Below are 23,568 nucleotides of genomic sequence, written 5' to 3'. Positions count from 1 at the left end.
CGCGCAGACCCTTGAAAACACGGTGTTTTCCGATAGTGCATCGCAGCGGATATCGCGCTAATCTCACTCCCGTTGTCGCAAGGAAGCGCACCCCTGAGGCACCGCGAACAGGTTGCCGCGCGTCGCGGCGACAGCACATCCGGCGTAGCCAGGACGCCCACGATCGTCGAGCGCCGACGATGCCGCGGCAAGTTCCCGTCGCCGGATTCAAGGCGGACGTTCACCGTCCCGATTCGCCAGCAGCATTTGCATGACCGACACGCGAGACGCGCCGCGCCCGACGCCCGCGCCTTGCCCGGTTCATGGTCGGAGTTGTTTTGAATACACAAGTAACGGAAGACTGGGTCGCCCGCAGCCTGCGCGCCGTATGGCATCCCTGCACGCAGATGAAACATCACGAGCGCTATCCGCTCGTGCCCGTTTCGCGTGGCGCCGGCGCGTGGCTCTACGATCGCGCGGGCCATCGCTATCTCGACGCGATCAGTTCGTGGTGGGTCAACCTGTTCGGCCACGCGAATCCGCGCATCAACGCCGCGCTGAAAAATCAGCTCGACACGCTCGAGCACGCGATGCTCGCCGGTTGCACGCACGAGCCCGCCATCGAGCTGGCGGAACGTCTCGGCGCGCTGACGCGGAACACGCTCGGTCACGCGTTCTTCGCGTCCGATGGCGCGTCGGCTGTCGAAATCGCGCTCAAGATGAGCTTCCATTCGTGGCGCAATCGCGGTCACGACTACAAGCGCGAGTTCGTCTGCGTCGCGAACAGCTATCACGGCGAGACGATCGGCGCGCTCGGCGTCACCGATGTCGCGCTCTTCAAGGATGCATACGATCCGCTGATCCGCAACGCGCATGTCGTCGCGTCGCCGGATGCGCGTTTCGCGCGCGACGATGAAACGGCCGCCGACGTCGCGCAACGCGCGCTCGACGACGTGCGCTCGCTGTTCGAAGCGCGCGCGAGCAACATCGCCGCGCTGATCGTCGAACCGCTCGTGCAATGCGCGGCTGGCATGGCGATGCACGACCCGTCGTACATCGCGGGCTTGCGCGCGCTGTGCGACCACTATGGCGTGCATCTGATCGCCGACGAAATCGCCGTCGGCTGCGGACGCACGGGCACCTTCTTCGCGTGCGAGCAGGCGGACGTGTGGCCCGATTTCCTGTGCCTGTCGAAGGGAATCAGCGGCGGCTATCTGCCGTTGTCGATCGTGCTGTCGCGCGACGAAATCTTCGCGGCCTTCTACGACGACGACACGACGCGCGGCTTCCTGCATTCGCATTCGTACACGGGCAATCCGCTCGCGTGCCGCGCGGCGCTCGCAACGCTCGATCTGTTCGCCACCGATAACGTGCTCGCCACGAACGCAACGAAATCAACCGCGTTGCGTGCTGCGCTCGACCCGCTCGTGCAGCATCCGAATGTGCGCAATCTGCGTCAGCGCGGCACGATCATCGCGTTCGATGCCGAAATCGACGACGCCCACGCCGCGAAGACGTTCTCGCGCCGCTTCTTCGAAAACGCGCTCAAGCGTGAACTGCTGCTGCGCCCGATCGGCACGACGGTGTATCTGATGCCGCCGTACATCCTCGACGAAGAAGAAATCGCGCTGCTCGGCGAACGCACGCGCGCGGCCTTCGAAGCGACCCTGGCGGAGGCGCGCTGATGCAGTTGCTCGAAACGCTCGAACAAGGGCTGAAGGATATCGACGCGCTTGGCCTGCGCCGTCGCCGCCGTACCATCGACTCGCCGTGCTCCGCGCATATGACCGTCGACGGCCGCGACATGATCGGCTTCGCGAGCAACGACTATCTCGGGCTCGCCGCGCATCCGCTGCTCGTCGCCGCGATGACGGAAGGCGCGCGCCGCTATGGCGCGGGCAGCGGCGGATCGCATCTGCTGGGCGGCCACTCGCGCGCGCACGCGCAAGTCGAAGACGATCTCGCGGCCTTCGCGGGCGGCTTCGTCGACAATCCGCGCGCGCTGTATTTCAGCACCGGCTATATGGCGAATCTCGCGACGCTCACGGCGCTCGCCGGACGCGGCACGGCGCTGTTCTCCGACGCGCTCAATCACGCGTCACTGATCGACGGCGCACGGCTCTCGCGCGCCGAGATCCAGATCTATCCGCACGCGGATACCGAAGCCTTGAGCGCGATGCTCGACGCTTCGGACGCCGCCGTAAAGCTGATCGTCACCGACACCGTGTTCAGCATGGATGGCGACGTTGCCCCGCTCGCCCGCCTGCTCGAACTCGCGGAACAGCATGGCGCGTGGCTTGTCGTCGACGACGCGCACGGCTTCGGCGTGCTGGGTCCGCAAGGGCGCGGCGCCGTCGCCGAGGCCGCGCTGCGCTCTCCGCATCTGATCTCGATCGGCACGCTCGGCAAGGCGGCGGGTGTGTCGGGCGCGTTCGTCGTCGCGCACGAAACGGTGATCGAATGGCTCGTGCAGCGCGCGCGGCCGTATATCTTCACGACGGCGTCGGTGCCCGCTGCCGCGCATGCCGTATCCGCGAGCCTGCGCATCATCGAAGGCATCGAGGGCGACCACCGCCGCGCGCATCTGCGCTCGCTGATCGAACGCACGCGCGAGGTGCTCAAGCGCACGCCGTGGCTTCCCGTCGATTCGCAGACGGCCGTGCAGCCGCTCGTCATCGGCGCGAACGAGGCGACGCTCGACGTCGCCGCGTCGCTTGATCGCGCGAATCTCTGGGTGCCGGCGATCCGTCCGCCGACGGTGCCCGAGGGCACGTCGCGTCTGCGCATTTCGCTGTCGGCGGCGCATTCGCACAGCGATCTCGATCAGCTCGAGCACGCGTTGATGAAGACGGCGGAGACGGTCGCATGAGCCGCGCACTGTCTCTCTTCGTGACGGGCACCGATACGGAAATCGGCAAGACGCTGGTGTCGGCGGCGCTGCTGCGCGGCTTCGCGCGCGACGGCTTGCGTGCAGCCGCGATGAAGCCGGTTGCGGCGGGCGCGTCGATGGTGGACGGCGTGCTGCACAACGAAGACGCCGATCAGCTCGACGCCGCCGCGAACGTGCTGCTGCCGCCCGACATCCGCACGCCGTTCATGCTGAAGGAACCGGCCGCACCGCACATCGCCGCCGCGCACGAAAGCGTCACGCTCGACATGACGCGCATCGTCGACACGCACCAGGCGGCGCTACACATGGCCGATGTCGTCGTCGTGGAAGGCGTCGGCGGCTTTCGCGTGCCGCTCACCGATGCGCACGATACCGCCGATCTCGCCGTCGCGTTGAATCTGCCCGTGGTGCTCGTGGTCGGCATGCGGCTCGGCTGCATCAGCCATGCGCTGCTGACGGCGGAAGCGATCGTCGCGCGCGGACTTCCCATCGCGGGCTGGGTCGCGAACCGCGTCGATCCCGCAATGCAATTCGGCGACGAGAACATCGCCGCGATCCGCGAGCGGCTCGACCGCCAATACCGCGCGCCGCTGCTCGGCAGCGTGCCGCATCTGAGCCCTGCGTCGCCGGACATTGCCGCGACGCATCTCGACACCGCCCGACTGTTGCAGACGCTGCGTGCCGCGCAGCGCGGAATCTTCGAAAAAACGAATCATCAAGGAAGGACCCCATGAGCCATATCAACACTGCCCCCCTGCCCGTTACGCCGTCCCAGGCAGCGGCCGCCGCCGACGCAGCCGCCGCGCGCTGGCGCGTCGCGGATGTCGTCGCGCTGTACGAACTGCCGTTCAACGATCTGCTGTTCCGCGCGCAACAGGTGCATCGCGAGCACTTCGATGCGAACACCGTGCAGTTGTCCACGCTGCTGTCGATCAAGACGGGCGGCTGCGAGGAAGATTGCGCGTACTGTCCGCAATCCGTGCATCACGATACGGGGCTGCAGGCCGAAAAGCTGATGGACGTCGAAGACGTGCTGGCGGCTGCGCGCGTCGCAAAGGAAAACGGCGCGACGCGCTTCTGCATGGGCGCCGCATGGCGCAATCCGAAGGACCGCCACCTCGAACCGATCAAGGACATGATTCGCGGCGTCAAGTCAATGGGCCTCGAAACCTGTGTAACGCTCGGCATGCTCGAAACGCATCAGGCGCAAGGTCTGCGCGAGGCGGGGCTCGACTACTACAACCATAATCTCGATACGTCGCCGGAGTTCTACGGCCAGATCATCTCGACGCGCACGTATCAGGATCGACTGGAGACGCTCGAGCGCGTGCGCGACGCGGGCATCAACGTGTGCTGCGGCGGGATCGTCGGCATGGGCGAGTCGCGCCGCGAACGCGCGGGCCTGATCGCGCAGCTCGCGAACATGGAGCCGTATCCGGAATCGGTGCCGATCAACAATCTCGTGCAGGTCGAGGGCACGCCGCTCACGGGCACGGAAGCACTCGATCCGTTCGAGTTCGTGCGCACGATCGCCGTCGCGCGAATCACGATGCCGCGCGCGATGGTGCGCCTGTCCGCAGGCCGCGAGCAGATGGACGAGGCGCTGCAGGCGATGTGCTTTCTCGCAGGCGCAAACTCGATTTTCTACGGCGATCAGTTGCTGACGACCAGCAACCCGCAGGCGGAAGCCGACCGCAAGCTGCTGGAGCGGCTCGGCATTCGCGCGGAAGCCGCACAGCAGATGCCGCTCGAACGCAGCGGATGCGAGCATGGTTGCGATGGACATTGAACGTCGCGTCTGTGCCTTCGCGTCTGTGCCCGCTAGCCGGAGTTAGCCGGCGCGATCGAACTGCATGACTCAGGAAAGGCCGCTTCGAACAATCGAAGCGGCCTTTTTTTCGTTGTTCTCGCGTTCGAGAAAAGCCGCGAGCTTGCACGCGACACCAAGACATACCGAGAGCGATTCCTACGCCTTCTGGCCAGGTTTTCTGACGGTTCGATTGCACGTACGATCGGTTCACAGAGTGGCTCGCGAACCGTCGATCGCCATGCTGCGACGCAATTTACGCTCGTCGGTCTGTCGAGTGTCTGATCAAACAAAACCCTGCGTAGGAAGGAATTTGCTTAGGATGGTGCGAATGGAAACGATGGAAAAACCTGTCGCGAAGCGCCACTTCCACGCGCTTCGCCTGATTCACGGCGGTATCAATATGGAGGCACGAATGACTCGGGCTGAAACGACGATCGAACACATTCTCCAGGACCTCGAAGACCTCAAGCGTGAAGTGCGCGAGTTGAAGGTCTATGTGGATGAACGCTTCCGCCTCTTCGAAGCGAAGATGGATGCGCGTTTCAGCGCGCTGGAATCCTCCATGCGCACCGAGTTCCGCCTGTTGTGGGCCGCGAACTTCGCGCTCGTCGGAATCCTCGCGAAGGGCTTCCACTGGATCTGAGCGCGGCGGCACTGTGCCGTGGTATCGCCGCGCTCACGTGCGTCCGCGTGCGCTCAGTTCAATGCCTGCACGTCCGGCTCCGGCGCTTCGTCTCGGAACCGCAGCGGCGCTGCGCAGTGAGCGAGCGTATCCACGAAGTACTTCGCGCGCGGCCACGGTCCAAAGCCCGCCGCTGTGTTGATGTGGCCCACGTCGCCCAGATTGACGAACGCACTGCCCAGATGCCGCGCCAATTCCCGCGCATCGGCAACGGGCATCCACGGGTCGGTCTCGCTGCCGATCAGAATCGACGGCACGCCAAGGCGCCGTGCGTCGAACGCACCCGCGAACTCGAACTTCTTCGGGCTGGCCGGCGCGACGAACAGCACACCCGCGATATCGGCCACGTGCACGCCTTGCAGAAGTGCATGCGCGGTCGCAAGACACCCGAAGCTATGCGCGGCGAGCACGAACGGTCCACGCTCGCTCGCGAGCAGATCGCGCACGGCCTTGGCCCACTGGCCGAGGTTCGGCGCGTCCCAATCCGCCTGCTCGACGCGCAGTGAGCGCGAAAACTGGCGCTCCAGCCAGCTCTGCCAATGCGCGCCTTCGCTGCCGTGCAGGCCCGGCACGGTCACGAGCCGTGGCGGCCAGATCGATCGGGTGCACGAAAACATGATTCTTTCCTCGTCGCCGGAATCCTGGAAATCATTGTCGCGTGAGCAGCGCACAGCTTGAACCAATTTTTCGTGCTTTACATATCCCCACGCCGCAGCACCCGTCCGCGTTCCGGCGCTCGGCCCGCTTCACGCCCGCCGGAACGCGCGCGAATGGCGGCGAAAAAGTAGAATGAAGCCTATCCATAAGAGGAGTGGCCCCATGTCGCAGACTTCGTCCGCAACGCCACGTGCGCTGCAGCCCTTTCATCTGGCATTTCCCGTCACAAGCCTCGAGAACGCGCGCGCGTTCTATGGCAATCTGCTCGGCTGCCCGGAAGGCCGCAGTTCGCCGGAATGGGTCGACTTCGATTTCTTCGGCCATCAGCTGGTCGCGCATCTTTCGCCGGAAGAAGCGGGCCATAAGAGCGTCAATCAAGTGGATGGCGACAATGTTCCCGTGCGTCACTTCGGCGTGGTGCTGACCATGGACGACTGGCACGCGCTCGCGGAAAAGCTTCGCGCGGCGGGCACGAAATTCATCATCGAGCCGCACATCCGCTTCAAGGGCGAAGTCGGCGAGCAGGCGACCATGTTCTTTCTCGACCCGTGCGGCAACGCGCTCGAGTTCAAGGCTTTCGCCGACATCAGCCGGCTGTTCGCCAAGTGACGGCAACGCTCACCCGCTCGCGCATGAAAGTCCTGTTCTATACGCCGCAATCCGATACCGCCGCCTGGCTACACGACCTGTCGCGCGCGCTGCCCGACGTCGACCTGCGCGAGTGGCAACCGGGCGACGATGCCCCGGCCGATGTCGCCGTCGTCTGGCGGCCGCCGCGTGAAATGCTCGCGGGCCGCAACGATCTGCGCGCGATCTTCAACATGGGCGCCGGCGTCGATGCAATTCTCGCGCTCGAACGCGAGCATCCCGGCACGTTGCCGCGCGGCGCGCAACTCGTGCGTCTCGAAGACACGGGCATGGCGCAGCAGATGGCGGAATACGTGACTCACGCGGTGCTGCGCTATATGCGCCGTTTCGACGAGTACGATCTGCTTCAAAAACAGCAGCGCTGGCATGTGCTGGAGCCGCATCCACGCGAGACGTTCACGATTGGCGTGCTCGGTCTGGGCGTGCTCGGCTCGCATGTCGCGCAAACGCTGGTGCCGCTCGGATTTCCGGTGCGCGGGTTCAGCCGCGGCGCGCGGCAGATCGACGGCGTGGAGACGTTCGCGGGCGATGCGCAATTCGATGCGTTCCTCGACGGGGTCAAGGTGCTCGTCAACCTGCTGCCGCACACGCCCGAAACGCACGGCGTGCTGAACAAGGCCAGCCTGTCGAAGCTCGCGCGCGGCGCATATCTGGTCAATATCGCGCGCGGCGCGCATCTCGTCGAACAGGATCTGCTCGACGCGCTCGACGAAGGCCAGATCGCGGCCGCGACGCTCGATGTGTTCGTCGAGGAGCCGCTGCCGTCGCATCATCCGTTCTGGACACATCCGCGCATCGCAATCACGCCACATATCTCGGCATTGACGCTGCGCGAAGAAAGCGTCGTGCAGATTGCGCAGAAAATCGGCGCGTTGAAGCGCGGCGAGGCGATCGGCGGAATCGTCGACATCGCGCGCGGGTATTGAATTCGCCAACCTAAGAAACTGAACAGCCGCTTCATGCGGGAGCAATCGTCTTGCATGGGGCGGTGTAAGCGTGAGACAGAAGTAAGGCGCTGAGGTGGCGACTCCCTCTATCGCTTTGCATGGGACGGGAGTACCGCTATAAATCGCCTACTCCCGTCGACCGCTTTGCATGGGACGGGAGTACGTGCTCTGCATGGGGCCGGAGTAAGTGCTAAAGCACTAACTCCGGCCGACAGATAAATCGCCTACTCCCGTCGACACAGGAGACAGACATGGCTGCGCCACAAGCAGTAAAAATCGTCGAAGTCGGTCCGCGCGATGGACTGCAAAACGAGAAGGAATTCGTGCCGACCGAAGTCAAGATCGAGCTGATCAACCGGCTGTCGGCGGCCGGGTTCAGGAACGTCGAGGCAGCTTCGTTCGTATCGCCGAAATGGGTGCCGCAAATGGCCGACGGCGCCGAGGTGCTGGCAGGCATCGAGCGCCGCGAAGGCACGATCTACTCGGTGCTGACGCCGAACATGCGCGGCCTCGAAGGCGCCATCGCCGCGCGCGCCGACGAGATCGTGATCTTCGGCGCCGCCAGTGAAGCGTTCTCGCAGAAGAATATCAATTGCAGCATCGCGGAAAGCATCGAACGCTTCGTGCCCGTCGCGCAAGCCGCGAAAGAAAAAGGCTTGCGCGTGCGCGGCAGCTTGTCGTGCTCGCTCGGCTGTCCGTACCAGGGCGAAGTGCCCGTGGCATCCGTAGTCGACGTGGTCGAGCGCTTCGCCGCGCTCGGCTGCGACGAGATCGATATCGCCGATACGATCGGCGTCGGCACACCGAAGCGCACGCGAGAAGTGCTCGCGGCCGTCACGAAGGTGTTTCCGCGTGAACGTCTGTCGGGCCACTTCCACGATACCTACGGCCAGGCTCTCGCGAACATCTACGCCGCGTTGCAGGAAGGCATCGAGATCTTTCACGCATCGGTGGCGGGGCTCGGCGGCTGTCCGTATGCGAAGGGCGCAACGGGCAACGTCGCCACGGAAGACGTGCTGTATCTGATGAACGGACTCGGCATCGAGACGGGCATCGATCTCGCGCAAGTCGTCGAGATCGGCGATTTCATTTCGACTTCGATCGGCAAGCCGAACGCGTCGCGCGCGGGCAAGGCGCTGCTGGCGAAAGCGCGCAGCGAAAAAGCCTCCTGCGTGTGACGCATCAAAGGAACAAAAAACATGACGGACAACGCAACAGTTCAAACGCCCCAAGCGACGCCTTTCGATTCGCTGCCTGATTCGGCGCGCCGCGTCTCCCTGCTCTTGCGCGAGCGCGGCCACGCCGGACAAATCGTGATGCTGCCGGAAACGGGCAAGACGTCGGCGGAAGCGGCGGCGGGGCTCGGCTGCTCGATCGCGCAGATCGCCAAGTCGATCCTGTTTCGTCGCCGCGAAGACGACGCGCCCGTGCTGATCGTCGCGAGCGGCGCGAATCGTGTCGACGAGAAGAAGGTCGCGGCGCAGGTCGGCGACATCGCGCGCGCCGACGCGAAGTTCGTGCGCGAGAAGACGGGCTATGCGATCGGCGGCGTGTGCCCGATCGGCCATGCGACGCCGCCCGTCACGCTGATCGACGCCGATCTGTTCACGCTCGACAGCCTGTGGGCCGCCGCCGGTCATCCGCACGCGGTGTTCAATCTCACGCCGCAGGAACTCGCTGCGCTGACGGGCGCGCCCGTCGTCGATGTGGCGCTGCGCGAGACGGCATGACGGCCGACACGGTTCGCACTCACGACACGGCGCAAAGCGTCGCGCCTGTTCCTTCGCCCTGCATCAACGTGTGCCGGATGGACCCGTCCAACGGCTTGTGCGAAGGCTGTCTGCGCACGATCGACGAAATCGCGAACTGGTCTTCGTTCGACGATGCCGCGAAACGCGCAGTCTGGGATGAAATCGAACGACGTCACGCCGATCTGATGGCAAAGCAACGGCAGCGGCGCGAGGCAAGCGAATGAACATACCGCCGCGCGTCGTCACGGTCGGCGAGACGTTCAGCGCGACGCTGACCGTATCGGCTGATTCGATCAAGTCGTTCGCGACGATCGTCAATGATCTGAACCCGCTGCATCACGATGACGCGTATGCCGCGCAGAGTCGCTTCGGCGGCCTGATCGCGTCGGGCACGCAGCCTACCGCGCATTTCATGGCGCTGCTCGCTACGCATTTTTCGACATACGCGCAGCCGCTCGGCCTCGAATTCGACATGAAGCTGAAGAAGGCCGTCCATAGCGACGACACGCTGACCATGACGTGGCGCATCGTCGGCGCGTTCTGGAAGGCGAGTCTCAATGGCGATTTGACGCAACTCGAAGGCAACGTCGTCAATCAGCGCGGCGAAACGGTCCTGATCGGCAAATCGACCATACTCGTGATGCCGAAGCCGCAGACGCCGTCCAATGTCGACGGGAACAACGAGACATGATCGCGCTGCCACGCTCGGTACGCGTGTTCGAACGCGGCTGGCTGTCGTCGAACAACGTGCTGTTGATCGATGACGCGTGTGCGGCGCTTGTCGACACCGGCTACGCGTCGCACGCCGATCAGACGGTGGCGCTCGTTCGGCATGCGCTCGACGGAAGGCCGCTCGATCTGATCGTCAACACGCATCTGCATTCGGATCACTGCGGCGGCAACGCGCGGCTGCAAGCAACGTGGCCGTGCCGCGCGCTGATTCCATCGACGGAAGCCGACGCCGTGCGCGCATGGGACGAGACGCGTCTGACATTTCGCGCGACGGGCCAGCTCTGTGAACGTTTCGCGTTTTCCGGCACGCTGACGCCGGGCACGCGACTCACGCTGGGCGCGCTCGATTGGGAAGTGCTCGGCGCGCCGGGACACGATCCGCATTCGCTGATGCTGTACTGCGCCGAGCAGAAGCTGCTGATCAGCGCGGACGCACTGTGGGAAAACGGCTTCGGCGTGATCTTTCCTGAGCTCGAAGGCGAAAGCGGCTTCGCGGAACAGCAAGCCGTGCTCGAACTGATCGGCACGCTCGACGTGAAGACGGTGATCCCGGGCCACGGCGCGCCGTTTTCCGATGTGCGGGCTGCGCTCGATCGCGCGTTGTCACGGGTTGCGTGGCTGCGCGCCGATCCCGCGCGCAACGCGAAGAACGCGCTGAAGGTTTTGATGGTGTTCAAGCTGCTCGACGCGCGCACGCTGTCGTTCGACGCCTTGTTGCGCATGCTCGACGACGCGAGCGCGATGCGCGCCGCCGCGTCGATGCTGAAGCCGCGCAGCGCATGGCCCGCGCTGCTGCGCGAACTGATCGAGGGTATGGCGGATGAGAACGGGCCGCTGCGCTTCGACGGCGCGCAAATCAGTGCGCGCGCAGCATGATTGGCTGAAGCATGGGAACGCCGTCGAAAGATAGCGGCAATTGCCGCGAACGAGCGTACAAAAAGAAAGCCGCTCGGCTTTCAGTTCGAGCGGCGTAATTATTGTTGACGTGATCAGCGTCGACAAAATGATACCTGCAGGAAGCTTTCGGACGCATCGGTGATTTCCCTACAGAATCATGACGTCCGACGAATCGGATCGCGCGCTTATTCGGAATCCGTACTATTGACATGAGCTGTTGTTATATGGAATAGCGGCGCGTCGGCACGATGCGCCAGCCGAGATTCACGCCCGCCGCCGCGAGCAGAATCAGCACTGCGCCAAGCACCTGAATCCACGCGAGCTTCTGCCCAAACGCCACACGATCGACGACGATTGCCACGACGGGATAGATGAACGACAGCGCGCCTGTCATCGCCGTCGGCAGCTTCTGGATCGCGCCGTATAGAAGCACGTACATGATCCCCGTGTTGACGACGCCGAGCGTGACGAGTTGCAGCCAATGCATGCCTGTCGAAGGCAGCGCGTCGTACTGCACGAACGGCGCGAGCACGATCACGCCCGTCGTCACGGTGATCAGCGCGATGAGGTGCGGCGGCGTGTTCTTCAAGTGCTTTGTGATGATCGACGAGACCGCGTACAGAAATGCCGCGCCGAAGGCATACGCGACGCCTTGCAGATACTGTCCCGGCATCGCGAGCACGGCCGGCTCGACTTTCACGACGAACACGAGCCCGACGAACGCGATCAGCATCCACATGATCGTCGACGCCGTCACGCGCTCGCGGAACACCAGCGCGCCGAGCGCGACGAGCATGAACGGTTGCGTGCTGTACACGGTCGTCGCCATCGAAATCGACGCGCGCGAGTAAGCGGCAAACAGCAGCACCCAGTTCACGACGATGGCGGCGCTGCTGAGCGTCGCCAGCAGGATCATCCTCCATGAGAACAGCTTGCGCTTGAGCAGCCCGAGCACCGCGCAGATCAGAAGCAGCGTCGCGCCGCCGAACAGACATCGGAAGAACGCGACGTTCAGCGCCGATTGCTGCGACGAAACGACCAGCCAGCCGATCGTTCCCGACATCAGCATTGCAAGCGTCATCTCGACCGCGCCGCGTCGCACTTCGTTGGTTGATGCCATTTGGAACGCTCCAGAAGAATCACATCTTGCGAGCAGTGTAATTAATCCGAAGCGCCGGATACATCTCTAAAATGAGGCGATCAATAGAATCGACCTAAGAAGCGAAGGCCAAAATGACGAAGCGCCTTACTCCTGTTTCGAAGCAGGCGCCAGCGCCCGCAACGCTCGACGATACCGATCGCCTGCTGCTCGCCGCGCTCGCCGACGATGCGCGTCAGCCCGTCAGCGAACTCGCGCGCAACGTCGGCCTGTCGGCGCCGGCGACGGCCGATCGCTTGCGCCGTCTCGACGCGCTGGGCGTGATCGAACGATTCACGGTGCAGATCGATCCGCGCGCGCTGGGCTACACGCTGCAGGCAATCGTGCGCGTGAAGCCGTTGCCCGGCCAGTTGCATCTGGTCGAAGACGTGATTCGCCGCATTCCTGAGTTCGTCGAATGCGACAAGGTGACGGGCGACGATTGCTTTATCTGTCGGCTGTATCTGCGCACGATCGATCAGCTCGACGAGATTCTTTCGAAAGTGACCGAGCGTGCCGAAACGAGCACGGCCATCGTCAAGTCGACGCCCGTGCCGCGTCGCTTGCCGCCGCTCGCCTGAATCCGCGAGCGGCGCGCGCCATTTGATCGTTCAGGGATCAAAGCTCGACGGCTTCGAAAAACGCCAGCATTTCCGCGACGAGTTCGGCGTGCGCCTCTTCGGGGATGTAGTGGCCGCAAGGCAGCGAGCGGCCGCTGACGTCGCGCGCGACCTTGCGCCATTCGGCGATCGGCTCGAAGCATTTCTCGATCACGCCCTCTGCGCCCCACAGCACGCGCAACGGACAGCCGATCTTGTGACCGCGCTCGATATCGGCGCGGTCGTGATCGAGGTCGATGGTCGCGGATGCGCGGTAATCCTCGCACATCGCGTGCACGGCGCCCGGCTGACGCAATGCGTTGCGATATTCGGCGAGCACTTCCGGCGCGAACGGCGCGAGGCCCGCGTGACGGCTGCCCATCACGCGGTCGACGTAGACATCCGGATTTCCTTCGATCAGCGTTTCCGGCAGCGGCTCCGGCTGGATCAGAAAGAACCAGTGGAAATAGAGGGTCGCGAAGGTGCGGTCGGTGGCTTCGTACATTGCGAGCGTCGGCGCGATGTCGAGCAGCATCAGACGTTCGACGGCACCCGGAAAATCGAGCGCCATCCGGTGCGCGACGCGCGCGCCGCGATCATGCGCGCACACGAGAAACCGCTCGTAGCCGAAGTGACGCATCACGGCAACCTGGTCGGCGGCCATCGCGCGTTTCGAATAGGGCACGTGCGTCGCATCGCTAGGCGGTTTCGCCGACGCGCCATAGCCGCGCAGATCGGTGGCGATCACGGTGAAATGCGCGGCAAGCTCGGACGCGCAGCGATGCCAGATCAGATGGCTCTGCGGATGACCGTGCAGCAGCAGCAAAGGCGGCCCCGCTCCGCCCTTGACTCCATGAATATCGACGTCACCGGCCTTGACGCGAAAAGGTGTGAAGTCCTTGAAGGGCATGTCGGCTCTCGTTGTCGTTGTGGGTCTGGGCATTGTAGAAGGCTGGTGCGGGCGCGCGAGTGGGATAACCCACGCTTTCGTAGAACCTGAACACTCCTTCGAACGTCACCGTGCGAGCAGTGCGCGCGAGACTCGCCTATAATCGAACGACCGTTCTTAAATCAGGTCTACGGTTGTCATGAACGGCGCGGCACCACGGACGTACCGCGCAAAGCGCGGGCCGCAGCCGCTACACTCATATCGCCGGACGCCGATGGCGCCGGCACGTCGATCAGGAGACTTGCACCATGGCATTGCCCGCCGTCCTGCAGCAACTTGCGCTGCCCGTCGTCGCTTCGCCGATGTTCATCGTCAGCTATCCGGAGCTCGTGCTCGCGCAGTGCAAGGCGGGGATCGTCGGATCGTTTCCCGCGCTCAATGCACGCCCGGCCGAACTGCTCGACGAATGGCTGACGCAAATCCAGGCGTCGCTCGCCGAGCACAAGGCGGCCAATCCGGATGCCCTTATCGGGCCGATCGCGGTCAATCAGATCGTTCATCAGTCGAACGCGCGGCTCGAGCACGACATTCGCGTGTGCGTCGAGCACAAGGTGCCGATTTTCATCACGAGCCTGCGCGCGCCCGCGAAGGAGATCGTCGATGCCGTGCACAGCTACGGCGGCATCGTGCTGCACGACGTGATCAATCTGCGCCACGCGCAAAAGGCACTCGACGCGGGCGTCGACGGGCTGATTCTTGTCGCTGCCGGCGCGGGCGGCCATGCGGGCACGACGTCGCCGTTTGCGCTCGTCGGGGAAGTGCGGCGCGCGTTCGACGGGCCGATCGTGCTGTCGGGCTCGATCGCCAACGGCGGCTCGATTCTCGCCGCGCAGGCAATGGGCGCCGATCTCGCGTACATGGGCACGCGCTTCATCGCGACGAAAGAAGCGCATGCCGTCGAAGGCTACAAGCAGGCGATCATCAACGCGAACTCGGCCGACATCGTCTACACCAACCTCTTTACCGGCGTGCACGGCAACTACATTCGCGAGAGCATCGTGAATGCGGGTCTCGATCCCGATGCATTGCCCGAGTCCGACAAGTCGAAGATGAATTTCGGCGGCGACAAGGCGAAGGCATGGAAGGACATCTGGGGCGCAGGCCAGGGCGTGGGGCTGATGCACGACGTGCCGAGCGTCGCTGAACTGGTCGGTCGTTTGAAGCAGGAGTACGACGCGGCCAAGTCGCGCCTCGCCATCGGCCGCTAAGGCTATTAAGCCCGCTAAGGCTATTAAGGCCGCTAAGGCTATTAAGGCCGCTGAGGCTGTTGATCCCGCGCGTCGGGTGGCCGCGCTTTCCGACGCGCGGCCTTTGCGTCACCGCATCACATATTGCGCCGATACTGCCCGCCCACTTCGAACAGCGCGTGCGTGATCTGTCCGAGCGAACAGACGCGCACCGCATCCATCAACACGGCGAACACGTTTTCATCATCGATGACGGCCTGCTTCAGGCGTTCGAGCATCTCAGGCGTTTCGTCCTGATGCCGTGACTGGAACGCGCGCAGCCGCTTAAGTTGTCCCTGCTTTTCTTCTTCCGTCGAGCGCGCGAGCGCAATCGGCGGCGGCGCATCGTGCGCGTGCGCGCCGAGGAACGTGTTCACGCCGACAATCGGATACGAGCCATCATGCTTGCGATGCTCGTACAGCATCGACTCGTCCTGAATGCGTCCGCGCTGATAGCCCGTTTCCATTGCGCCCAGCACGCCGCCGCGTTCCGTCAACCGGTCGAACTCAGCGAGCACGGCGGCTTCCACGAGATCCGTCAGTTCGTCGATGATGAAGCTGCCCTGGTTCGGATTCTGGTTCTTCGCGAGACCCCACTCGCGATTGATGATCAGCTGGATCGCAACGGCGCGGCGCACCGAGTCTTCCGTCGGCGTCGTGATCGCTTCGTCGAACGCGTTCGTGTGCAGCGAGTTGCAGTTGTCGTAGATGGCAATCAGCGCCTGCAACGTCGTGCGGATATCGTTGAAGTCGATTTCCTGCGCGTGCAGGCTGCGCCCCGACGTCTGGACGTGGTACTTCAGTTTCTGGCTGCGCTCGTTCGCGCCATAGCGGTCGCGCATCGCGACTGCCCAGATGCGCCGCGCGACACGGCCGAGCACCGTGTACTCCGGGTCCATCCCGTTCGAGAAGAAGAACGACAGGTTGGGCGCGAAGTCGTCAATGGCCATGTCGCGCGCGAGATACGCCTCGACATACGTGAAGCCGTTCGCGAGCGTGTACGCGAGCTGCGAGATCGGATTCGCGCCCGCCTCGGCGATGTGATAGCCGGAGATCGACACCGAATAGAAATTGCGCACGCCGTGCTCGACGAAGTACGCCTGAATGTCGCCCATCACCTTCAGGCTGAATTCCGTCGAGAAGATGCAGGTGTTCTGGCCTTGATCCTCCTTCAGGATGTCGGCCTGGACCGTGCCGCGCACGTTCTCCAGTGCAAAGCGGCGCGCGTCGTCGAGTTCCTGTTGCGACGGCTCGCGCCCTTCCTGTTGCGCCTTCGCGCGCGCGAGCGCGATCTGCTGATCGATCGCGACGTTGAAGAACATTGCGAGTATCGTCGGCGCGGGCCCGTTGATCGTCATCGATACCGACGTTTCGGGCGCACACAGGTCGAAGCCGTCGTAGAGTGCGTGCATGTCGTCGAGCGTCGCGACCGATACACCCGAATTGCCGACCTTGCCGTATATGTCTGGCCTTTCGTCCGGCTCTTCGCCGTACAGCGTGACGGAATCGAACGCCGTCGACAGGCGCTTCGCGGGCATGCCTTCCGATAGCAGCTTGAAGCGTCGATTGGTGCGGAACGGATCGCCTTCGCCAGCGAACATGCGCGTCGGGTCTTCGTTCTCGCGGCGGAAAGGAAACACGCCGGCCGTGAACGGGAAATAGCCAGGCAGATTGTCGAGCATCAGCCAGCGCAGGATTTCGCCGGGGTCCTTGAACGCCGGCAGCGCGACCTTGCGGACTTTCGAGCCCGACAAGGTTTCGACGGTGAGCGCCGTGTGGATTTCCTTGTCGCGAATCTTCACGATATGTTCGTCGCCGGAATAGGCGGCGACCGTCCGCGGCCACGAATCGAGCAGCGCCTTTTCGCGCTCGCCCATCTGCGACTTGCGCGCGTCGATCAGCGCATCGAAACCGTCGGTGTGTTGCGCGCCACCGTCGCCTTCATCGAGCATGCGCCGCGCTTCTTCGAGATGCCAACGCTCGCGCGCAAGCTGCGACTGCGCTTCGACGCGCTCGCGATAGCCGCGCACCGTCAGCGCGACATCCGACAGATACCGCACGCGCGCCGGCGGCACGATTGCGTTGCGGCCCGTCGAGTGGCGCACGTCTTCCATCGTGGGCAGCCGCCCGTCGCTCTCGCGCAGCCCGTATTCGCGCAGCGCGCTTGCGATATGTTGGTACACAGCCGTCACGCCATCGTCGTTGAAGCGCGACGCTATCGTACCAAACACCGGCATCTCGTCTACTTTCGACGAGAACTTCTGGTGGTTACGCTGCACCTGTTTCGCGACGTCGCGCAGCGCATCGGCGGCGCCCTTGCGGTCGAACTTGTTGATCGCGACGAAATCCGCGAAATCGAGCATGTCGATCTTTTCAAGCTGGCTCGCCGCGCCGAACTCGGGCGTCATCACGTACAGCGACTTGTCGGCGTGCGGCACGATCGCGGCATCGCCCTGACCGATACCGGATGTCTCGACCACGATCAGATCGAAGCCCGCCAGCTTGCATGCGGCAATCGCGTCGGGCAGCGCATCGGAAATCTCGCTCGACGCCTCGCGCGTCGCCAGCGATCGCATGAAGACGCGCGCCCCGCTGCCCCAGTCGCCGGTCGCATTCATGCGAATCCGGTCGCCCAGCAGCGCGCCGCCGGACTTGCGGCGCGACGGATCGATCGCGATCACCGCGATGGTCAGCGAGTCGCCATAGTCGAGGCGAAAGCGCCGGATCAGTTCGTCCGTCAGCGACGACTTGCCCGCGCCGCCCGTCCCCGTGATGCCGAGCACGGGGACGTTCGCCTGTTCGGCTTGCTGGCTGAGTTGCGCGCGGGTCGAGTCGTCGAGTTCGCCCGTTTCGAGCGCCGTGATCAGTTGCGCGAGCTTGCGGAATGCGGCGACGTGACTTGCGTCGCGATGAAGCTCGCCCGCGAGATCGCGAGTTAGTTGCGCCAGCGATGCATCGGATCGCGCGGCACTGCGGCAGCGCGCGATCATGTCGTCGATCATGCCTTGCAGCCCGAGCCGCTGCCCATCGTGCGGCGAGTAGATGCGCTCGACGCCATAGCGCTCCAGTTCCGCGATCTCATCGGAGACGATCACGCCGCCGCCACCGCCGAACACCTTGATCCGTTCGCCGCCCCGCTCTCGCAACAGATCGACCAGATAGCGGAAGTATTCGACATGGCCGCCCTGGTAGCTCGATACCGCGACGCCGTCCGCGTCTTCCTGCAACGCGGCTGTCGCGACTTCTTCGACCGAGCGGTTGTGACCTAGATGGATCACTTCGACGCCGCTCGCCTGGAGGATGCGCCGCATGATGTTGATCGACGCGTCGTGGCCGTCGAACAGCGCGGCAGCCGTGACGAAACGCAGGCGTCTCGACGACTGCGCGTCCGATGCGCGTTGCGCGGAAGGTTGTGAAGCCTGCTCCGAAGGCGCGTCGTCGCCGATGCGCTGCGGCGTGGAAAGATCGGTCATGTCTCCCCCGGATCGAATCGTCAGGTTCGTTCGTCCCTACTTCGCGGGTACTGCCTGCAACCAGTATAACGATACGACCCGACCGACCGGGCGGCGTTCAGCAGCGCCTGATGCGTCGCCGTTCCGCCCGCATTCGGGAACTCACCGCACCGCCAGCGCGCGAATCTGATCGAGCGTCGGCCAGAGCGTCTCGCTGGCGAAGCGCTCGGCGATGAAATCGACAAACGAACGCACCTTCGCCGATAGGTGCCGGCGGCTCGCGTACACGACGTGAATCGGCAGTTCGCGCGGCGGCAGTTCGTCGACGAGCAGCGGCACGAGACGGCCCTCGGCCAGATCGTCGCCGATCACTTCCGTGCCGAGCAGCGCGAGCGCCGCGCCCTGCAACACGACGACGCGCTGCGCTTCCAGATGATTGACAATCAGATTGCCCGACACCTTCACGCGCGCATTGCCGGCGTTCGCGCCCGCCACCAGTTCCAGCGCGGACACGCCCGCGTACTCGATGAAGTTGTGCGCGGCGAGATCGGCGACACGCTTCGGCGCGCCGTGCCGCTCGATGTATCCCGGCGATGCACACAGCACGAGGTGCGCGGTCGCCACCTGCCGCGCGATCAGCGACGACGACTTGAGCCCCGTCGGCGACGCGCGGATCGCCACGTCGAAGCCTTCGTCGATCAGTTCCACCACGCGATCCGACAGCGTGATATCGACGGTGACTTGCGGATGCTGCGTCGCATAGTCGGCGACGGCGCTCATCACGTGACGCAGGCCGAACGCCGACAGCGACGACACGCGCAGCCGCCCTTGCGGCACGACGCTTGCCGCGCCCACCGCCTGCTCGGCTTCGTCCAGTTCGGTGAGCACCTGACTCAGCCGCTCGTAGTACTCGCGCCCGGCTTCCGTCGGCGCGACGCGGCGCGTGGTCCGGTTCAGGAGCCGCGCGCCGAGCTGCTGTTCGAGATGCATCACGTGCTTGCTCGCCATCGCTGCGGACATGTCCATCTTCTCCGCCGCGCCGACAAAGCTGCCGACCTCGACGACGTGGCGAAACACTTTCATGCTGACGAGGGTATCCATGGCGGTCGCTCGGGACAGGAATGAATCAGGCTGATTCCCAGGACTTTATCAAGGAGCCGTCGACAATGCGCGGCCGCGCGGTATCGCTCAGAAAAAAGCCCCGCCTTCCGTGAAGAAGACAGGGCCTCGCGGGCAGACGCCTCGAAAGACGTCGCCGCCCATTTCGACGAGTAATGCGCGCCGATTTGCGCCGGTCAGAACTTCGCGCGGATGCCAACGCCGGCCGTATAGCCCGACGACTGGCTCGTGTACTTGTCGTAGAGATAGGCCGCGTACACGTCGGTACGCTTGGACAGCGGGTAGTCGTAGCCGAGCGCCGCCGACTGGTGCATCTGGTCGAGGCCGCCCGCATCGCGCGAGTAAGCATACGACGCCATCACGGTGCCCGTGCCGAGCGGCACCGACACGCCACCTTGCGCCGTGTTCACGTGCCAGCTGCCGACGTCCTGGTCGTTCTTCGTGTACATGTACTGGCCATAGAACTTCACGAACTTCAGGTCATACGACAGGCCGAGTTGCGCAACCGACTGGCTCTTCAGGCCCGCGACGAGCGAGCCGAGGTCGGCGGGCGTGTTGTTGAAGTTGACGTACTGATAGACGCCCGTCGCCGCGAACGGACCGTGGAAGTACAGGAACTGCGCGCTGTACTTCTTCGAGCTGTTCTGGCCGGCCGTATTGCCGAACGCGTACATCGCGCTGCCCGACAGGCCGTTGAAGTTCGGCGTCGAGTACTGGACCGCGTTGTTCCAGCCGGAATCGCCGACCACGCCCATGTCCGTCGTGTAGGTCGGGAACGTGCCCAGGCCGAGGAACACGTGATAGACCATCGGCGAGAAAACGTACGAGTCGATGAACGGGTTGAACAGGATCGTCGACACGAACAGATGCGTGGTCAGACGGCCCGCCGTCACCGTGCCAAACGGCGACTCGACGCCGACATACGCGTTACGGCCGAAGAAGGTGTCGCCGTCGAAGCGGCCGAACTTGCCGTTCTGCGCGCGGAAGAAGTCCTCCAGCGTAAAGATCGCCTTATAGCCGTTGCCCAGATCTTCCGAACCCTTGAGGCCCCAGTACGACGTCGACATACCGCCGCCCGACACGTTCCACGCCGTCTGGCTGCCCGGGAACTTCGTCGCGCCGACCCATTCGTCGACTTGTCCATAAAGCTGCACGCTCGACTGCGCGAACGACGAAGCCGACGCAGCAGCCAGCAATGCGCCGACGGCGCCCGCCTTCAGGGTTGTTCTCAGCGCACGGCTGACGGATGTTTTCATGGGTTCTCCTGTCTTTGTCAAAAGGGTGTGGCTGTGCGGCGGGGCGCTCGCCGGTCCGTGTCTGTCATCCGTCTGAATCGTCGAGCCAATCTGGGCTGGACAAATCTTTGCGGACCATTTTTGCGGACAAAAATAGCTGTACTTATTGCCGGTATATCGGACTGGATAGTTTGGTCGACTTTCGGCCTGATACTCGTTGCCGACGCATCTTGTTTCCGCGATGCCGCAAACCTGCGCGCCCGCCTTGAGGCGCGCGGATTCTACAGCACCGGGAAAGATGCGAAGCGCATCCACTGTCGGATGACGCGCTGCCGCAACGAAGACGGGATTTGAGGATGAAACGGTGAACGCTGACGAGCGATTTCAAAAATGTGTGGCGTGCTTACGTCACATCAGCGTGAATGATTCTCTCGGGACGAGAGGATGCCTGAGACGGCTGCGAGCGAGAACGGGGAGTTTGATCCAGCCTCATGAGCAAGGCCGAAAGGCGCGACAGGACTGGCGGGGAAGAAAAGCTCAGTTGCGATACGGCGACGGCGCCGGAATGCGCGAGTCGGCGGGAGGACGGGGAATCTGGCGCGAGACGCCGCGTTCTTCGTTGTACCGCGCAACGTCGTCGCGGATGGAGCCGACGTGCGCCGATTGCGCATTGGCCGGTGGCCGCGGCGCGGGACGCGATTCGGTGCTGATCGGCGTGATTGCGCCGGCGTATTGCGTCCCGACGTATTGCGCCGACGGACGGTTGCGGTAGACGTCGTTCGGAAGCGTCATGCGTTGCATCGTGTCACGGCTCGCACTGCCGCCGATGTGGCCGGCATACGCGTCGCCTGTGTCCGATCGGCTGGTCGCGTTGACGCGCACGCGCTGCGCGTCGTTTCTCGCATACCGGCTGCCGTGAGCCATGTCAGGCGAAACGTTTGCGCGCGGCACCTGGTTTCCGTAGACAGGGCCGTCAAACGATGAGACGCGATGAGCCGCGCCCCGGCCGAAGAAGCCATGTCCTTCGTGTGACGGGAACGGTGGCTTTGCATAAGCGAGCGAAGTCAGCGCAACGACCAGCGCGCTCGTCCCCCACCATTTGATCCTCGACAGCCCTACATGCACCATGTTTCACCTGCCCGACGATCCACCTGAAAGCCCGCCGCTCGAGCTGCGGCTGGGCTTGTTCCGGGACTGGCGCGACGGCGCGGCAAAACTTGCCACGCGCGATGTCCCAACGGCCTTCGAACAGTAATTTATTGGCCCCCCCAAGGGGTGTCGAGCCAAAAAATGTTAGGTCTGCGGCACTCTTGTAACGCATTGTTACTGCGACGCTTTTTCGCCACAAATCGCTTGCGGAACCCTCCGAAAAGGCGCTGAAAAGAAGTTGTTCGAACACCTGAATTCGTCTGAACAGACGCGCACCAACTGCACCCAAAAACTGTCCTTGCGGACAATCTTGCCGATACCAAATTGGCTTCCTTGCCAGGCATTCCGATGCGCGCGCACTCATTCCCGCAACACTCCCGTTTCATGCGCTCAAGTAATTAATCAATTCGGCAAATGAATTTGCTTTTTTAATCGCTTTGCGTTGACAATAGCCCTTTGGCGTTCGCCTGCAAGCAAAACGGCAAGGCAACCGCCTGATCAGCATCGAGATTTGAAAGATGGCTCGTCCGAAATTTCTTCCCGACAATTTCACGCTCTGCCTGATCGGCACGGTGATTCTCGCCAGTCTGTTGCCCGTTCACGGTCAGGCGGCGAAAGCGTTCAACTGGGTCACGGACATTGCGGTCGGGCTGCTGTTCTTCCTGCACGGCGCAAAGCTGTCGCGCGAGGCGATCGTTGCCGGCGCGACGCACTGGCGGCTGCACATCATCGTGCTGCTAAGCACGTTCGCGCTGTTTCCGATACTCGGGCTCGTACTCAAACCGCTTCTTTCGCCGCTCGTTACGCCCGCGCTCTACGCCGGCATCCTCTTCCTCTGCACGCTGCCGTCGACGGTTCAGTCTTCGATCGCGTTCACGTCGATTGCGAAGGGCAACGTGCCCGCGGCCGTATGCAGCGCGTCGGCCTCCAGCCTGCTCGGCATATTCATCACCCCCGCCCTCGTCAGCATGATCGTGACGAGCCAGGCGGCGAGCGGCGGTTCGCCGTGGCATACGGTGTGGAATATCGTGCTGCAACTGCTGGTGCCGTTCGTCGCCGGGCAGTTGCTGCGGCCGATGATCGGCGGATGGATCGAGCGCAACCGCGCCGTGCTGAAATTCGTCGACCAGGGCTCGATTCTGCTCGTCGTGTATGCCGCGTTCAGCGAGGCCGTCAACGAAGGGCTGTGGCATCAGATTCCGCTCGCCGCGCTCGGCGGATTGCTGGTCGTGTGCGTCGTGCTGCTGGCGCTCGCGCTCCTCGTGACGATGTTCGTCAGCAAGCGCCTGGGCTTCAGCCGCGCGGACCAGATCACGATCATCTTCTGCGGCTCGAAGAAAAGTCTCGCGTCCGGCGTGCCGATGGCCAAGGTCATTTTCGCGACGCACGCGGTTGGCGCCGTCGTTCTGCCGCTGATGCTGTTCCATCAGATCCAGTTGATGGTGTGCGCCGCGCTCGCGCAGCGTTGGGGCGCGCGCGACACCAGCGCCGAGAAGCGCGCTGCGAAGAAAGGCGCGACAGCCGCTGTTGCGCGCCGCTAGGCCCGCATGCGATCCATACAAGATGTGATTCATGAGCGCTCTCCCTGAGTGCATGTCGTGAAGGCCGCCTCCGGGCGGCTTTTTCATTGGCGTTTCGTTATTTCAACGCACCTTCCGCATGCTGTCGCGTCGAGCAAATGTCATAGGACAAAAGCACGAAATTGCAC

General features: G+C 63.7%; 23 protein-coding genes. 16 read left to right on the top strand and 7 right to left on the bottom strand.

The features are described 5' to 3' along the window. Nucleotides 1-317 precede the first annotated feature (317 nt). The 5 genes from bioA (at nucleotide 318) to VSR68_RS25330 (ending at nucleotide 5,322) form a co-directional block, all read left to right on the top strand. Complete coding sequence (gene bioA / locus VSR68_RS25350; RefSeq protein ID WP_342942469.1) at nucleotides 318-1,664, top strand: adenosylmethionine--8-amino-7-oxononanoate transaminase; 1,347 nt, start codon at nucleotides 318-320, stop codon at nucleotides 1,662-1,664. Beyond that, a complete protein-coding gene (gene bioF, locus VSR68_RS25345; protein ID WP_342942468.1) occupies nucleotides 1,664-2,848 on the top strand; it encodes an 8-amino-7-oxononanoate synthase in 1,185 nt (394 codons plus the stop codon). The genes bioA and bioF overlap by 1 nt, the downstream gene beginning before the upstream one ends. After that, nucleotides 2,845-3,603 carry a dethiobiotin synthase gene (bioD, locus tag VSR68_RS25340; RefSeq protein ID WP_342942467.1) on the top strand — a complete coding sequence of 253 codons (759 nt, stop codon included), beginning with the start codon at nucleotides 2,845-2,847 and terminating at the stop codon, nucleotides 3,601-3,603. Before bioF ends, bioD begins: the two co-directional genes overlap by 4 nt. Then, a complete protein-coding gene (bioB, locus tag VSR68_RS25335) occupies nucleotides 3,600-4,658 on the top strand; it encodes a biotin synthase BioB (RefSeq protein ID WP_342942466.1) in 1,059 nt (352 codons plus the stop codon). The genes bioD and bioB overlap by 4 nt, the downstream gene beginning before the upstream one ends. 349 nt (nucleotides 4,659-5,007) lie before the next feature. After that, nucleotides 5,008-5,322 (top strand): hypothetical protein, encoded by a 315-nt coding sequence (locus VSR68_RS25330; RefSeq protein ID WP_342942465.1) that lies wholly within the window; start codon nucleotides 5,008-5,010, stop codon nucleotides 5,320-5,322. 53 nt (nucleotides 5,323-5,375) lie between these two features. Here the strand turns inward: VSR68_RS25330 and VSR68_RS25325 are convergent, their stop codons facing one another. Further along, nucleotides 5,376-5,978, bottom strand: coding sequence for an alpha/beta hydrolase (locus VSR68_RS25325; RefSeq protein ID WP_342942464.1), 603 nt, complete (start codon nucleotides 5,976-5,978; stop codon nucleotides 5,376-5,378). Between the two features lie 202 nt (nucleotides 5,979-6,180). On the opposite strand from VSR68_RS25325, the gene VSR68_RS25320 reads away from it, so the two are divergent. From VSR68_RS25320 to VSR68_RS25290, 7 genes are all read left to right on the top strand, one after another. Further along, nucleotides 6,181-6,627: a VOC family protein gene (locus tag VSR68_RS25320; protein WP_162497870.1), complete on the top strand. Its 447-nt coding sequence runs from the start codon at nucleotides 6,181-6,183 to the stop codon at nucleotides 6,625-6,627. Between the two features lie 23 nt (nucleotides 6,628-6,650). Beyond that, a complete protein-coding gene (locus tag VSR68_RS25315; RefSeq protein WP_342942463.1) occupies nucleotides 6,651-7,592 on the top strand; it encodes a glyoxylate/hydroxypyruvate reductase A in 942 nt (313 codons plus the stop codon). Between the two features lie 272 nt (nucleotides 7,593-7,864). Further along, nucleotides 7,865-8,791: a hydroxymethylglutaryl-CoA lyase gene (locus VSR68_RS25310; protein ID WP_342942462.1), complete on the top strand. Its 927-nt coding sequence runs from the start codon at nucleotides 7,865-7,867 to the stop codon at nucleotides 8,789-8,791. Nucleotides 8,792-8,812: 21 nt separating this feature from the next. Further along, a complete protein-coding gene (locus VSR68_RS25305; RefSeq protein WP_342942461.1) occupies nucleotides 8,813-9,343 on the top strand; it encodes a YbaK/EbsC family protein in 531 nt (176 codons plus the stop codon). After that, nucleotides 9,340-9,588 (top strand): DUF1289 domain-containing protein, encoded by a 249-nt coding sequence (locus VSR68_RS25300; protein WP_342942460.1) that lies wholly within the window; start codon nucleotides 9,340-9,342, stop codon nucleotides 9,586-9,588. The genes VSR68_RS25305 and VSR68_RS25300 overlap by 4 nt, the downstream gene beginning before the upstream one ends. After that, the gene (locus VSR68_RS25295) at nucleotides 9,585-10,055 is read left to right on the top strand and encodes a MaoC family dehydratase (protein WP_342942459.1); all 471 of its coding nucleotides are present in this window, start codon (nucleotides 9,585-9,587) and stop codon (nucleotides 10,053-10,055) included. Before VSR68_RS25300 ends, VSR68_RS25295 begins: the two co-directional genes overlap by 4 nt. After that, nucleotides 10,052-10,972 (top strand): MBL fold metallo-hydrolase, encoded by a 921-nt coding sequence (locus VSR68_RS25290; protein WP_342942458.1) that lies wholly within the window; start codon nucleotides 10,052-10,054, stop codon nucleotides 10,970-10,972. Before VSR68_RS25295 ends, VSR68_RS25290 begins: the two co-directional genes overlap by 4 nt. A gap of 241 nt (nucleotides 10,973-11,213) precedes the next feature. Here VSR68_RS25290 and VSR68_RS25285 read toward each other — a convergent pair whose 3' ends face one another. Then, on the bottom strand, nucleotides 11,214-12,113 hold the full coding sequence (locus VSR68_RS25285) for a DMT family transporter (RefSeq protein ID WP_342942457.1): 900 nt from the start codon (nucleotides 12,111-12,113) through the stop codon (nucleotides 11,214-11,216). A gap of 113 nt (nucleotides 12,114-12,226) precedes the next feature. Between VSR68_RS25285 and VSR68_RS25280 the strand changes: the two genes are divergently transcribed. Further along, nucleotides 12,227-12,712 carry an Lrp/AsnC family transcriptional regulator gene (locus VSR68_RS25280; protein ID WP_342942456.1) on the top strand — a complete coding sequence of 162 codons (486 nt, stop codon included), beginning with the start codon at nucleotides 12,227-12,229 and terminating at the stop codon, nucleotides 12,710-12,712. Between the two features lie 37 nt (nucleotides 12,713-12,749). Here VSR68_RS25280 and VSR68_RS25275 read toward each other — a convergent pair whose 3' ends face one another. Beyond that, nucleotides 12,750-13,640, bottom strand: a complete 891-nt coding sequence (locus VSR68_RS25275) for an alpha/beta hydrolase (protein WP_342942455.1) — start codon at nucleotides 13,638-13,640, stop codon at nucleotides 12,750-12,752. 287 nt (nucleotides 13,641-13,927) lie between these two features. On the opposite strand from VSR68_RS25275, the gene VSR68_RS25270 reads away from it, so the two are divergent. Further along, nucleotides 13,928-14,887, top strand: a complete 960-nt coding sequence (locus tag VSR68_RS25270; protein ID WP_342942454.1) for a nitronate monooxygenase family protein — start codon at nucleotides 13,928-13,930, stop codon at nucleotides 14,885-14,887. A 116-nt stretch (nucleotides 14,888-15,003) separates the two neighbouring features. On the opposite strand, the gene icmF is transcribed toward VSR68_RS25270, so the two are convergent. The 4 genes from icmF to VSR68_RS25250 all read right to left on the bottom strand — a co-directional run bounded on the left by icmF (nucleotide 15,004) and on the right by VSR68_RS25250 (nucleotide 21,839). After that, nucleotides 15,004-18,378 (bottom strand): fused isobutyryl-CoA mutase/GTPase IcmF, encoded by a 3,375-nt coding sequence (icmF, locus tag VSR68_RS25265; RefSeq protein WP_342942453.1) that lies wholly within the window; start codon nucleotides 18,376-18,378, stop codon nucleotides 15,004-15,006. A gap of 141 nt (nucleotides 18,379-18,519) precedes the next feature. Next, nucleotides 18,520-19,458, bottom strand: a complete 939-nt coding sequence (locus VSR68_RS25260) for a LysR family transcriptional regulator (RefSeq protein WP_342942452.1) — start codon at nucleotides 19,456-19,458, stop codon at nucleotides 18,520-18,522. A 194-nt stretch (nucleotides 19,459-19,652) separates the two neighbouring features. After that, the gene (locus tag VSR68_RS25255; RefSeq protein ID WP_342942451.1) at nucleotides 19,653-20,732 is read right to left on the bottom strand and encodes a porin; all 1,080 of its coding nucleotides are present in this window, start codon (nucleotides 20,730-20,732) and stop codon (nucleotides 19,653-19,655) included. Nucleotides 20,733-21,248: 516 nt separating this feature from the next. After that, a complete protein-coding gene (locus tag VSR68_RS25250) occupies nucleotides 21,249-21,839 on the bottom strand; it encodes a hypothetical protein (RefSeq protein WP_342942450.1) in 591 nt (196 codons plus the stop codon). Here VSR68_RS25250 and VSR68_RS25245 point away from each other — a divergent pair. Together VSR68_RS25245 and VSR68_RS25240 are read left to right on the top strand one after the other, a co-directional pair. After that, nucleotides 21,838-21,966 (top strand): hypothetical protein, encoded by a 129-nt coding sequence (locus VSR68_RS25245; protein ID WP_342942449.1) that lies wholly within the window; start codon nucleotides 21,838-21,840, stop codon nucleotides 21,964-21,966. The genes VSR68_RS25250 and VSR68_RS25245 overlap by 2 nt on opposite strands. A 412-nt stretch (nucleotides 21,967-22,378) precedes the next feature. Continuing rightward, nucleotides 22,379-23,401, top strand: a complete 1,023-nt coding sequence (locus VSR68_RS25240) for a bile acid:sodium symporter family protein (protein WP_342942448.1) — start codon at nucleotides 22,379-22,381, stop codon at nucleotides 23,399-23,401. Nucleotides 23,402-23,568: the final 167 nt, after the last annotated feature.

Source organism: Paraburkholderia phymatum, from assembly GCF_038900715.1.
Lineage (GTDB): Bacteria > Pseudomonadota > Gammaproteobacteria > Burkholderiales > Burkholderiaceae > Paraburkholderia > Paraburkholderia phymatum_A.
This window is presented reverse-complemented; position numbering and strand designations above follow the sequence as displayed.